The organism is Allobosea sp. 10L422 (assembly GCF_056395345.1).
Genome location: NZ_JBFTJI010000004.1, coordinates 281,235 through 293,179, shown reverse-complemented (window position 1 = coordinate 293,179; position 11,945 = coordinate 281,235). Strand labels below are relative to the sequence as shown.

The window sequence follows — 11,945 nt, the reverse complement described above, 5'->3', positions numbered from 1 at the left end:
TTTCGCCGCTGGTCAGAGATCGCGCGCCACGCGGAAGCCGTTTGTATAGAAGCGCACATCGGCCTCGTATTTGAAGCGGGCGGCCGAGCGCAGATAGCGTGGATCGTTGTTGAAGGAGCCTCCGCGCAGCACGCGCTCGCGGCAGCCGGGCACCACATAGGCGCTGCCGTCGCGCGGTGCATTGCGATAACTTTCGCTCCAGCAATCCGCGACCCATTCGGCCGCATTGCCGGCCATGTCGTAGAGGCCGAGGGCATTGGGCGGATACTGGCCTGAAGGGACGGCGCTCCGGAGTGGCCGATCATTGCAGCCCAGGCAATTCGCGCGGTCCTTTTCCACGGTCTGGCCCCATGGATAGGTCGTCGTCGTGCCGGCGCGAGCCGCATATTCCCATTCGCTCTCGCTGGGCAGCCGGTAGCGCTTGCCGGTCTTGGCCGAGAGCCAAGCGAGATAGGCGTTGGCGTCGTTCCAGTGAATATCCGTGACGGGGCGCTTGCCGCGCCCAAGGCCGCGATCGTCGGGCCGGTAGTTGCAGCCGCCCTCGCTGACGCAGCGGTCCCATTCATCCAGGCTGATCTCGCGCGTGCCGAGATAGAAGCCGCGAATGGTGACGGGGTGAACCGGCTTCTCGAACTCATAGAGATCGTTCGAGCCCATCTGGAAGGAGCCGGGCGGTATCGCCGTCAGCTCGGGGCAGTCGCTGCAATCGCGGATCGGTCCGGTCTTCGGCGCCGGTGCGGCAGGCGTTGCCGCAGCCGGGGGCGGAGCGACCGAGGCTGCAGACACCCCGGGCTTGCCCCGGTAGAGTTGCTCGCGGGTGCGCGCCAGCGTCGAAAAGCGGCCATTCGGATAGGCGTCGAGATAGGCGCGGTACTCGCTGGCATTCTCGCTGTTGCGGATCGATTCCCAGAAGGCGAGTTCGAAGGCGTCCGGCGAGGCGTCGGGTCCGGTCGGTGGCAGGATGACGGCGCGGCTCGCCTGCGCCACCGCAACGGGCTGGCCGACAGGTGTCACCACCAGCCCCTTCGGCGGTTCGGATGAAAGCCAGATCTGCTGGCTGCGCCGGCTCGCCCGCGCCACCGCGTCGCGCACGCGGACGACAGCCGCCGCCATGTCGAGACCGGGCGTGCGGATCGCCTTCAGCCATTCCTCGACCGCGTGGTTCCCGCGGGGCCCGGAATCCGCGACCGTCTTTCCCGGCGAGGCCGTGAACATCACCGCGACGGTCTCGAGCGGCTCGGTCGCGCGAAGGCCCCTGCCCCGCGCCTGCCAGGGATTGTCGCGGCTGGCGTCGATCAGCACGAGGGCGCTTGACGGCTTGGCGATGATCAGCGGGTCGATCACCTCGTCGAGATCGACCGCGTCCTGCACAGGGTTAGGCGACATCGGCACGATGAAATTGCGGTCGCGCTGCTGCACGGCATGGCCGGAATAGAAGACGACGGCCTGCGCACCGGGCCGCAGCTTGCCGGCAAATTCGGCGATGGCCTGCCGCGTCTCCGCACGGGCGCCGTTCTCGATCGCGATCACCTCGAAGCCGCCGTCGCGCAGGGCCGCAGCGACCGCCCGCCCCTCTGCCGGCGCCTGCGCGACGGCGGCGTCGGGGTAGGTGCCGTTGGCGATCACCAGCGCGATGCGGGCGGGCGGCGCAGCCTCCTGCGGCAGGGCGGGACTGGCCGCAAGCGCGATGAGCGGCACGGCGAGAAGGAAGAAGCGCAACCAGTCCATGCTTGGCGACCATTCGTCATCGGCGGCTGGCTGGGGCCGCCGCGGGCTCAGCGAACATAGATCGTGATTTTCTTCGACATCACGGGCGGATCATGCGGCGTATGGGTGTGATCTCCGACCAATAATTGCAGCGTATGAGGCCCTTTCGGCAAGGTGACGACAACCTCCGTTTGACCGTTGCCAAGATGGATATTGTTGTAGTCGGACGGAATCGGCTGGTCCGGCGGGCCGGGATCGGTGTCGATCAGCAGATGATGATGGCCTGTCGCCGCGTGCTCGACGCCGGCAGGCGCGACGCCCATGTTCCGCAAGCCGATGCGGACCGTGAAGCGCTCAGGCACGCGCAATCCGTCGAGCGGGTAGTGGAAGTAGACCTCCGCGCCGGGGGGCGCCTTCTGCCGCGTTGCGGCCTGTGCCAGCGCGTCTGTCGGCTGGAAGAGGCCGGCCATCGCATAAGACCAGACTGCCAGGAGCACAGCGATGCCAGGGCGCGAACTTGTCATCGACGCCTCGCGGGTTTGCCGCCGCCGGGCATCACGATCACGGTGATGCGCTCCGACATGACCGGCGGATCGTGCGGCACATGGTTCTCGTCCGCGAGCAGGAGCTGCAGCGTGTGCTTGCCCGGCAACAGGGTGATGCGCCGCTCCGTCTGGCCGCCGCCGAGATGGATATGGTTGAGGTCCGAGGGGATGGGCTCGTCGAGCGCCGGGGTCGCGACATCGACCAACAGGTGGTGGTGCCCGGTGTTCGGCCTGGCGACGCCGGCAGGCGCCACACCCATGTTGCGCAAGCCAAAGCGGATCGTCGAGGTCGGGAAGATCGTCTCGCCATCCTTCGGATAGATGAAGTAAACCGCCGCGTCGTTGGGCGAAGCTGTGCGCGGACGCCCGCCTCCGGCCGCCGGGGCAGCGGGCGCCGCGGGGCCGACCTGCGCGGTGTCGACAACGCGCACCCGGATCCGCTCGGACATCACCGGAGGGTCATGCGGGACATGCTCGTGATCGCCCAGGAGGAGCTGCAGCGTATGCTCGCCAGGTGGAAGCGAGAGCTCCACCTCGGTCTGGCCACGCCCGAAATGCAGGTGATTGAAATCGCTGGGAATCTCGCGATCGAGCGGCGGAACCTCCGTATCGACGAGCAGGTGGTGATGGCCACCATTGGGGCTCATCGTGCCGGCCGGCGTGATGGCGATGCCCTCGACGCCGAAGCGGATCTTTGCATGCGCCGGAATCGTGGCGCCGTCCTTGAGGTCGATGAAGAAGACACGGGCACCGGGCGCAGCGGCGGAACGCGGCTTCTCGGCCGGATCGGCCGCGACCTCGACGGTGATCCGCTCGGACACGACCGGAGGGTCGTGCGGCACATGATTATGGTCGGCGAAGAGAAGCTGGAGCGTGTGCCGGCCGGGCGTCAGCGCGATCTCGGCCTCGGTCTGCCCACCGCCGAAATGGATATGGTTGAAGTCGCTCGGGATCGGCTGGTCGAGCGGAGGAAGTTCGGTGTCGATCAGCAGGTGATGGTGCCCGGCATTGCGTCTGGGCTGCCCGGCGGGCGCGACCTCCATGCCGCTGATCGCAAAGCGGACCGTGAACTTGCCGGGGACGCGGTCGTTATTGGCGAGCCCCACGAAGCTCAGCCTCGCAGTTGCCGGCGCCGGGCTGCGCTGCATCGCACGCGCCTGCGCCATCGCCCCGCCGATCGGAAGAGCAACGGCCAACGCCCATGCCAGAGCCGCCGGTACCAGGGCGGGTATAAGGCGCGGCGCCCTCGATGGCATCGACGTCTCCCATCCACGAGACGAACACTGCGAGGCTACCAGCGCGGCTGCGCCCCAGCAAGCGGAACACTCGGCGCTTACGTAGCTGGAGCGGCTTTGTTCTGGAGTCCGGCGAAGTCATGCGTTAGCCTCACGCGGGGAAGGCGGTCATGATCCTCATCGCCAGACTTTGCGGGCTGGTCATGCTCATGCTGACGGGGCTGGCCATGGCGGCGCCGGTTCCGGAGCGCCGTGTCGCGCTCGTCATCGGCAATTCCAGCTATCGCAACGCCCCCGCCCTGCCGAATACGGTCAACGACGCCCGCGACATGGCCGGGGCACTGCGCAAGGTCGGCTTCGAGGTGATCGACGGCATCGATCTCGACAAGCGCGGCATGGATGCGGCGCTCACGCGCTTCGCCCGGCTGGCGCAGGACGCCGATGCCGCGATGTTCTATTTCGCCGGCCACGGCTTCCAGTTCAACGGCGAGAACTACCTCGTGCCGGTCGAAGCCAAGATAGAGGACGAGGTCGGCGTCCAATATGAGACGACGCGGCTGAACGACGTCGTCACGGCGCTGAACTTCGCCAAGGGCGTCAAGATCATGGTGCTGGACGCCTGCCGCAACAACCCCTTCGTCAACCAGCTCGCCAAGAGGCAGGCGACGCGCGGCTTCTCTGTCAGCTCGGGCCTGGCGCCCGTGGCGCGGGCGCAGGGCATGGTCATCGCCTATGCGACGCAGGCCAACGACGTCGCCGCCGACGGCGCCGGCCGCAACAGCCCGTTCACGGCCGCGCTGGTGCGCGAGATCGACCAGCCAGGCCTGGAGGTGGCGACGCTGTTCCGCCGCGTCCAGAAGAGCGTCTACGATGCGACCTCCGGCCGGCAGACCCCTGAGCTCTCGCTGTCGCTGCTCGGCGATTTCTACCTCAACCGTGAGGAGACCGATGCCGATATCTGGCAGCGCATCCGCTCCAGCGACGAGCCCGGCGTGCTCCGGGATTTCATCCAGCGCTATCCGGCGAGCTTCTTCGCCATCGATGCGCGCACGCGTCTCGACCTGATCGAGCGCCGCTCGCTCGCGACGAATGAACGCGACCGGCTGGTGCGCGAGTTCGCAGAGCGCGAGCGCGCGCTGCTGGAGCGTGTCGAGCGAGCCGAACAGGGGCGCCAGCAGGCCGCGACCGATCTTGCCCGGCAGGAGCCCGACGAAGCGGTCCCGCCGCCGCCACCTGCGAGCGGGGACAGCACGCGGGCGAGGCCGGCTCCTATCCAGCCCAAGCCACCGACCGGGGACGCTGCCGAACGCTCCCGTCTCGCCGACGAACTGGCCCGGCGCGAGAAGGAACTGGCTGCGCTCGAAACCGAGAAGCGGCGCCTGGCTGAAGAGCGCCGCAATGTCGAGCAGGCGCTGGCGGCGCGGCTCGGCACTCTGACGCCCTCGCCGGCCGACCGGTCGGCGCAGCCGCAGGCCGTGCCGGCAAGTGCGCCGCGCCCGGCCGAGCGCCGTGCCGATCCGGCAGCCGGCGCGCCGGCCAAGACGAATTGCGGCGAACTCCTGCTCCGCGCCCAGCTCGGCGATCTCACGCCGGCGGCGCGCGAGCAGCTTCAGCAATGCCGCTGAGCGGCGTGGGACCAGGTGAGGCGAAAGCCGGCACGCACAGGGAGGAATGGAGCATGTCGATCGCCGCGCGCCTCGGCCGAATTTTGACTCCGCTGACGCTTCTGGCGAGCGCGGCCGCCTGGGCACAATCGCCGCCGCCGCCCACGCCGGCGCCTTTCCAGCAAGCGCTTCAGAAGGCTGCCGACGACCTCTTCGGCAAGGCCGCGCTCACTGAACAGCAGATCGATCTCGTCATCGACCCGCTGATCGACGCTGCCTCCGGCTCGCAATCCAGCGCCACGCGCACGATGCAGCAGACGCTGATCGAGATCATCGGCAAATCCTATCCGCGCTTCACTGTCCGCGCCTTCGATAGCGAGGCGCTGGCGCGCAAGCCTGTCGTGCTGGTCGGCACCTTCACCGCCGTCAACAACCAGGGTGCGGCGGACGGCCCGCGGGACGCCTATCGGATCTGCCTGACGCTGGCGGATCTGAAAACGAACAGCGTCGTCTCGAAGGGCGTGGCGCGTGCCCAGATCGAGGGCGTCGACGTGACGCCGACCCCATTCTACCGCGACTCGCCGCTCTGGGCGCAGGACCAGGCCACCAACGCCTATATCAAGACCTGTCAGGGCACGAAGCTCGGCGAGGCGATCGATCCGGCCTATGTCGAACGGTTGACGGCGAATGCCTTGGTCAATGACGGCATCCTTGCCTATGAAGCGCAGCATTTCCGCGAGGCGCTGGCCTATTATCGGGCCGCGCGCAAACTGCCTGGAGGCGAGCAGCACCGGGTCAGGATCGGGACCTACCTCGCCGCCACAAAGCTCGCGCGGCGCGACGACATGGTCGATGCCTTCGGCGACCTCGTCGATTACGGGCTGGGGACCAACCAGTTGATGGTGAAGCTGCTGTTCAAGCCCGGCACCACCCAGTTCATCGACGATCCGCGGATCACCGAACCCTATCCGATGTGGCTGAGCCAGATCGCGACGCATGCCCGTCAGAAAGGAGCCTGCCTGGAGATCGTCGGGCACACCTCGCACACCGGGCTACCGCAGGTGAACGAGCGCCTTTCGACGCTGCGCGCCCAGTTCGTCATGGATCTGCTGCTGACCGGCGCCCCGGATAACCGCAACCGCATGATCGCGACCGGGCGCGGCTTCAAGGAAAACCTCATCGGAACCGGCAAGGACGACAGCAGCGACGCGCTCGACCGGCGGGTGGAATTCAAGGTGATCGGCTGCTGACGACGTCCTTGCAGCGCCGGATATTCGCGACATTGATCCGTGCGCTGCTGCGAGGCCATTTTCCGACTTCGAACAATATCGACAGCGCCGGAATTGAACGCTACCTCAGCGGTGGGGCGGCAATCGGGGCTAAGACATGCATGAAGCATGGATCAGATTGGCGGGCACGCTGATCCTGTTCTTCGCCCGCTTCCTGACCGCCGTCCGCGGACGGTGGGTAGGTGTGGCCCCGGCCGCCGAGCAGCGGATCTATTATGCCAATCATGCGAGCCATGGCGATTTCGTCCTGATCTGGACCGTTTTGCCGCGCCGCATGCGATTTGAGACGCGGCCGGTCGCCGGGAGCGATTACTGGCTGAAGAGCCGCATGAGGCGCTTCATCGGTTGCGATGTCTTCAACGCCGTTCTGATCGATCGCGACCGCGCGAGCCGCACATGTGATCCGATCGCCCAGATGACAGAAGCGTTGGATGCCGGCTCGTCCCTCATCGTCTTCCCGGAAGGCACGCGCAACACCACGGAGGCCCCGCTCCTGCCGTTCAAGAGCGGGCTGTTCCACCTGGCAAAGGCGCGGCCGGACGTCGTCCTCGTGCCGGCCTGGATCGACAACCTCAACCGCGTCATGCCCAAGGGCGAGTTCGTGCCGATCCCGCTGATCTGCACCGTCACCTTCGGCGCGCCGCTCCGTCTTGCCGATGCGGAAACGAAGCAGGATTTCCTGGCAAGAGCCGAAGCCGCGTTGCTCGCCCTGTCCCCCAAGGCGAACGCGTCATGACGATGCCGCATCCCGATCTGGTGGCCGTGCTCGCCGGCATCCTCGGCGTCCTCGTCCTCGCCTCCGCTATCGGCTTCGTGCTGCAGCGCAGATTCTCGCCGGACGGCTCTAACGCCGTGGTCGAGAACCTCAACGACCGCATCCGGGCCTGGTGGGTCATGGTCGTGCTGATGGCGCTGGCGCTGATCGGCGGCAAGACCGGCGTGACGCTGCTCTTTACTTTCTGCTCCTTCGCAGCCCTGCGCGAGTTCATCACGCTGATCGATACGCGCCGGGCCGACCACTGGGCGCTGGCGGCCGCCTTCTTCGTCGTGCTGCCGGTGCAATACTACCTGATCTGGATCGAATGGTACGGGCTCTACTCGATCTTCATCCCGGTCTACGCCTTCCTGCTGATGCCGATCATCGCGGCTTTGCGCGGCGACACCGACCATTTCCTCGTGCGCATCGCCGAAGTGCAGTGGGCGCTGATGATCTGCGTGTTCAGCACCTCGCATGTGCCGGCGCTGCTGAACCTCGACATCGCCGGCTATCAGGGACGCAATGTCCTGCTGATCGCCTTTCTGGTCATCGTCGTGCAGATCAGCGACGTCCTGCAATATGTCTGGGGCAAGCTTTTGGGCCGCACCAAGATCGCGCCGAAGCTCTCGCCCTCGAAAACCGTCGAGGGCTTCGTCGGCGGCGCGCTTAGCGCGACCGCCGTCGGCGCCGGTCTCTCCTGGATGACGCCCTTCACGCCGCTCCAAGCCGCCTTCCTGTCGCTGGTGATCGTTCTGATGGGCTTCTTCGGCGGGCTCGTCATGTCCGCGATCAAGCGCGACCGCGGCGTCAAGGATTGGGGCCATCTGATCGCCGGCCATGGCGGCTTCATCGACCGGCTCGACTCGGTCGTGTTCTCAGCCCCGATCTTCTTCCATCTGGTCCGCTACGGATGGTCGGCCGTATGACCCGGCCGATCGCACGCCTGATGCGCAGCAGCATCGTCCATGTCGCCTTTGCCTTCCTCGCCATGGGGAGTTGGGCGGCCTTCGCCAACCGCGGCCATGCGATGCCGGCTCCGCTCCAAGCGGGGCTGATCCAGGGTGCGCTCTCGGCCTCGATCACGCTCGTCCTGAAGCGATGCATCGAATATCTCGCCGGCCGCTTCACCGGCCTCGCCGCGCTTCTGGCGCCGCCCTTGATCGCCGGGCTCGTCTCCGCAAGCGTGCTGACCGTCATCCACACGATCGGCGGCACGCCCGAGATCGCAAGGACGATCGCCGTGCCCCTCACCGTCGCGACGAGCTACGCCGCGCTCTACAATTATTCGCTCTGGCGTATCGGGAAGGCCTGAACGATGGCGCAGGACGAGAATCGACGCCCGCTCGCCAGCCGCGATTCCGGCTGGGCCCGCTCCATCGCCCGACGGCTGAGCGCTGCCGCTATCACGCCGAACCAGATTTCGATGGCGAGCATGGTGATGGCGGCTTTCGCCGGCATCACCTTCTGGCAGGCGGGCGCGGCGGAGGCCGGCCCACGCGCCGCCCTGCTCCTGGCCGCCGCCCTGTTCTGTCAGCTCAGATTGCTGTGCAACCTGTTCGACGGAATGGTGGCCATCGAAGGCAGCAAGCAGGAGCCCGATGGGCCGTTCTGGAACGAATTCCCGGATCGCGTTGCCGATATCCTCATTCTCGTCGGCGCCGGTTGCGGGGCTGGCGTGCCGGCCCTGGGCTGGGCGGCTGCCGGTTTTGCCGTGCTGACCGCGTATACGCGCGAACTCGGCCGCGCCTGCGGGCTGCCGGCCGATTTCTCGGGCCCGATGGCCAAGCAGCACCGCATGGCGACGATCACCGCGGCGGCCCTGCTGTCACTGCTGGAACCGCTCTGGCGCGGCCACAACGAGGTGCTGATTATCGCTCTCTGGCTCATAGCCGCCGGGGCCGCCATAACCGCAATCAGGCGAGCCATGAGTGTCGCACGAGGTTTGCGCGCACGCTGAAAGCTCGTGACCCGGCGCGGCGTCGAGATTCGAGAGAGGTTCGTCGAGGAGCAGGACCCTTCCGCTCGTAGACGAGGGCACGGCAGATCGCGACGCGCTGCTGCTGGCCACCGGACAACGGGTCGGGATAGCGTGCGGCAAGAGCCCGAAGTGCGCCATATCTCCTGGGAAGGATTTCCAAAGCGCTGTTTACGCGGCGGACGAGCTCGACGAGACTGCGAAGCTTCTGATCCTCCGCTCCGGCCGCAGCGACAAGCTTCGTGTTGAAACCGAAGTCGAGGAACTCAAGCGCGTCTTCGGGGGCTGAGCGCCATGTCTCTCACGATCGGTATGGTGGCCCATGACAGCAAGAAGCCGGATCTTGCGGCCTGGGCCGTACAGCATGCCGGCTTGATCGCGCGCCATACCGTGGTCGCGACCGCGACGACTGGTGGCGTGTTGAAGTCCTCGCTTCCCGATCTCACTATCCGCCTCGTCAAAAGCGGCCCGCTTGGCGGCGATCAGCAGGTTGGGGCGATGATTGCGCAAGGCGAATTGGACGTCCTTCTGTTCTTTCCGGATCCCCTCGCCGCCCAACCTCACGACGTCGACGTGAAGGCATTGCTGAGGCTGGTCCTGGTGTACGATATCCCGGCCGCCTTCAGCCCCAGCACGGCGAGCGCCCTCGCACGATCCGGGCTTTTCGATCGGTAACGACGACCAGGCGCAGAAATGGCGGCCCCGCAAAGGGCCGCCAGTTCGATAGGGACAATCCGTGGCTGGAAGCAGACCCCGGCGCAGCTCCGCGTCGGTCAGTAGGTCTGGCCCAGATATTCTGCGATGGCCTTGGCATCCTTGTCGTCGATGGGAGCCTTGTAGACCTTGATCATCTTCTGGACCTCGGCGTCCCAGAAGGCCTGCCCCTTCTTGCTCGGCTGATAATTGACGTAGTCGGCCGAGTGGCAAGCCATGCAGTTGTTTTTGGCGGCCTCGAAGCCCGGCTCGGCGCCGGGTTTGAGCGCGGCCGTCTCTTCCGGCAGCTTATAGGTCTTCGGAGCCGCGAGCGCGGTTCCGGCAAGAGTGCATGCGAGGATGAATGCGGCGCCGAACGCGCGCGGGCGAGTGATCGTCGTCATGACATTCTCCCTCACGCGGCCATGACGCGCGTCGTTTCGACGACGTTGCGCAGATAGCCGGACGGGTTCCAGAGCGGCTGCATCGGCTGGGTCTGCCCCTTGGCGTTGGTCGCCTTGACCATCAACTTCTGCTCGCCGGATGCGACGGAGACGTCCGCCTTCCATTCGCGGAAGGAGTACTTGCCGAGATCGTGCCCGAGGCCAGCCTTGACCCAGGTCTGGCCGCCATCGCCGGAAACCTGGACTTCGGCGATGCCGGAACCGCCATCGAAAGCGATGCCGCGCAGCGCAAGTCTACCAGCCTTGACCTTGGCCCCATCCAGCACATTAGTGATGAACGAGCGGACGGTGAATCGGTTGATTGGAATCGTCGCCACGGGCGCCTTTCCAGGCTCGACGCAGGCGCAGTCATTGTCGGGGATCCGGTAGGCCGTTTTCATCCAGAAGCTGTCGAGCTCCTTGTCCAGCACGGTGATCTCGTTCAGGTGCTTGACCCAATAGGTCCCGTAATAGCCCGGCACGACCAGGCGCAGCGGATAGCCGTTGAGCCAAGGCAGGTCGGTTCCATTCATGGCATAGGCCAGCATGACTTCGCCGTCGCGGGCATGGTCGAGCGCGAGCGCCTTCGTGAAATCGGGCGTATCGGGCGCAACCGGACCGTCGAGGCCGTCGAAGGAGACCTGCACCGCCCCTGGTTGGACACCGGCTCGCTCCAGGACGGCCTTGAGCGAGACGCCGCGCCAGCGCGCGTTGCCCATGGCGCCGTTTCCGAGCTGGCCGCCGGCGACCCGGGGCTCGACGAAGCCGCGGCTGTTGCCGGAGCACTGGTTGACCGCGACGACCTCGACCGCAGGGAAGCCGCTCTTCAACTCGCGCAGCGACAGCGAGAGCGGTTTGGACACCTTGCCCTTCACCTCGAGCCGAAACGTTTCCGGGTCGATCTCCAGCGGAATGTCGGCGAGATGGTAGCGAACGAAGAAGGCGTCGTTCGGCGTGACCACGCCGTCATTGAAGACCGAGAATGGCGTCTCGAGCTGCGGCGGGCGGGCTGTCTGCTGAATCAGCGGGCGTTTGCCCGGCACTTTGACGAGTTCGCGCTCGCCATTCTGGAAGGGCAATTTGACGGTTTCGGCGGCCAGGGCCGAGAAGCGCGATCCAGCGATCGCGGCGGCTCCCAGCCCCAAAGCCGCACGGCCGGCAGATGTGAGCATCTGTCGTCTGTTCAACATGGCGTTTCTCCCGAGGACACACTCCTCTGGAGATTGAGACGCATCAGAGCGTCGATCTATTCCATATCAAGGAAAGAAAACGGTCAGGCGCCGCAGGGCTGACCGATATTCGGCACGTCCCTGAGAGCCGCGACCTGCTCGTCCGTCGGCTCCAGCTTCTGACGGATCAGATTGGCGATGACATCGGCGAGGCGATCGAGCCGCGCGGGATCCATGCCGCTGCTCATCAGCGCGTAGTCGGCGCCGACCGTGCTCCAGGCGCGTATGCGCAATTCATCGCGATCGCTTTTCACCGGCGTCGCACCCCAGCGTCCGGAATGCGGCGCCATCCAGAGCCCGAGCCGGCAGCCATGGGGGCCGCGATAGCCCGCGAGCAGGCCGCCATTGCCGGAGGTCGGATCGAGCGAAAGATAGCTGAGCTCCAAGCCGGAGGCCCGCAAATCCGGAAGGTGTCCGCTCTGCGCTGCGGCGAGATCCACTCGCACGCGTCGCTCCGGCATTTCCGGC

The 11,945-nt window shown here is 66.4% G+C and carries 13 protein-coding genes and 1 pseudogene; 7 read left to right on the top strand and 7 right to left on the bottom strand.

Features of this window, described 5'->3' with window-relative positions; translation table 11 throughout:
• Positions 1 to 12: 12 nt before the first annotated feature.
• The 3 genes from AC1DEZ_RS11470 to AC1DEZ_RS11460 are packed head-to-tail and all read right to left on the bottom strand — an operon-like array spanning position 13 to position 3,448.
• Entirely contained in the window at positions 13 to 1,728 is a 1,716-nt protein-coding gene (locus tag AC1DEZ_RS11470) for an SUMF1/EgtB/PvdO family nonheme iron enzyme (RefSeq protein WP_441511454.1), read from the bottom strand.
• Positions 1,729 to 1,775: 47 nt separating this feature from the next.
• On the bottom strand, positions 1,776 to 2,231 hold the full coding sequence (locus tag AC1DEZ_RS11465) for a DUF4399 domain-containing protein (protein ID WP_441511453.1): 456 nt from the start codon (positions 2,229 to 2,231) through the stop codon (positions 1,776 to 1,778).
• Positions 2,228 to 3,448 carry a DUF4399 domain-containing protein gene (locus AC1DEZ_RS11460; protein ID WP_441511452.1) on the bottom strand — a complete coding sequence of 407 codons (1,221 nt, stop codon included), beginning with the start codon at positions 3,446 to 3,448 and terminating at the stop codon, positions 2,228 to 2,230. Before AC1DEZ_RS11460 ends, AC1DEZ_RS11465 begins: the two co-directional genes overlap by 4 nt.
• 209 nt (positions 3,449 to 3,657) lie before the next feature.
• Here AC1DEZ_RS11460 and AC1DEZ_RS11455 point away from each other — a divergent pair, with 209 nt between their 5' ends.
• The 6 genes from AC1DEZ_RS11455 to AC1DEZ_RS11430 all read left to right on the top strand — a co-directional run bounded on the left by AC1DEZ_RS11455 (position 3,658) and on the right by AC1DEZ_RS11430 (position 9,094).
• On the top strand, positions 3,658 to 5,112 hold the full coding sequence (locus AC1DEZ_RS11455; protein ID WP_441511451.1) for a caspase family protein: 1,455 nt from the start codon (positions 3,658 to 3,660) through the stop codon (positions 5,110 to 5,112).
• A gap of 53 nt (positions 5,113 to 5,165) precedes the next feature.
• On the top strand, positions 5,166 to 6,341 hold the full coding sequence (locus AC1DEZ_RS11450; RefSeq protein WP_441511450.1) for an OmpA family protein: 1,176 nt from the start codon (positions 5,166 to 5,168) through the stop codon (positions 6,339 to 6,341).
• A gap of 136 nt (positions 6,342 to 6,477) precedes the next feature.
• Entirely contained in the window at positions 6,478 to 7,116 is a 639-nt protein-coding gene (locus AC1DEZ_RS11445; protein WP_476779700.1) for a lysophospholipid acyltransferase family protein, read from the top strand.
• Positions 7,113 to 8,063, top strand: coding sequence for a phosphatidate cytidylyltransferase (locus AC1DEZ_RS11440; protein ID WP_441511448.1), 951 nt, complete (start codon positions 7,113 to 7,115; stop codon positions 8,061 to 8,063). Before AC1DEZ_RS11445 ends, AC1DEZ_RS11440 begins: the two co-directional genes overlap by 4 nt.
• Positions 8,048 to 8,449, top strand: coding sequence for a hypothetical protein (locus AC1DEZ_RS11435; RefSeq protein ID WP_441511447.1), 402 nt, complete (start codon positions 8,048 to 8,050; stop codon positions 8,447 to 8,449). Before AC1DEZ_RS11440 ends, AC1DEZ_RS11435 begins: the two co-directional genes overlap by 16 nt.
• Before the next feature lie 3 nt (positions 8,450 to 8,452).
• Positions 8,453 to 9,094 carry a CDP-alcohol phosphatidyltransferase family protein gene (locus tag AC1DEZ_RS11430; RefSeq protein WP_441511446.1) on the top strand — a complete coding sequence of 214 codons (642 nt, stop codon included), beginning with the start codon at positions 8,453 to 8,455 and terminating at the stop codon, positions 9,092 to 9,094.
• Between the two features lie 18 nt (positions 9,095 to 9,112).
• Here the strand turns inward: AC1DEZ_RS11430 and AC1DEZ_RS11425 are convergent.
• Positions 9,113 to 9,320, bottom strand: a pseudogene (locus AC1DEZ_RS11425) (ATP-binding cassette domain-containing protein); the annotation flags it as partial.
• 86 nt (positions 9,321 to 9,406) lie between these two features.
• Here AC1DEZ_RS11425 and AC1DEZ_RS11420 point away from each other — a divergent pair.
• Positions 9,407 to 9,787, top strand: coding sequence for a methylglyoxal synthase (locus tag AC1DEZ_RS11420; protein ID WP_441511445.1), 381 nt, complete (start codon positions 9,407 to 9,409; stop codon positions 9,785 to 9,787).
• Between the two features lie 98 nt (positions 9,788 to 9,885).
• Here AC1DEZ_RS11420 and sorB read toward each other — a convergent pair whose 3' ends face one another.
• The 3 genes from sorB to AC1DEZ_RS11405 all read right to left on the bottom strand — a co-directional run bounded on the left by sorB (position 9,886) and on the right by AC1DEZ_RS11405 (position 11,923).
• The gene (gene sorB, locus AC1DEZ_RS11415; RefSeq protein WP_441511444.1) at positions 9,886 to 10,209 is read right to left on the bottom strand and encodes a SorB family sulfite dehydrogenase c-type cytochrome subunit; all 324 of its coding nucleotides are present in this window, start codon (positions 10,207 to 10,209) and stop codon (positions 9,886 to 9,888) included.
• Positions 10,210 to 10,220: 11 nt separating this feature from the next.
• A complete protein-coding gene (gene sorA, locus AC1DEZ_RS11410; RefSeq protein WP_441511443.1) occupies positions 10,221 to 11,438 on the bottom strand; it encodes a SorA family sulfite dehydrogenase catalytic subunit in 1,218 nt (405 codons plus the stop codon).
• Between the two features lie 83 nt (positions 11,439 to 11,521).
• Entirely contained in the window at positions 11,522 to 11,923 is a 402-nt protein-coding gene (locus tag AC1DEZ_RS11405; protein WP_476779699.1) for a hypothetical protein, read from the bottom strand.
• Positions 11,924 to 11,945 lie beyond the last annotated feature (22 nt).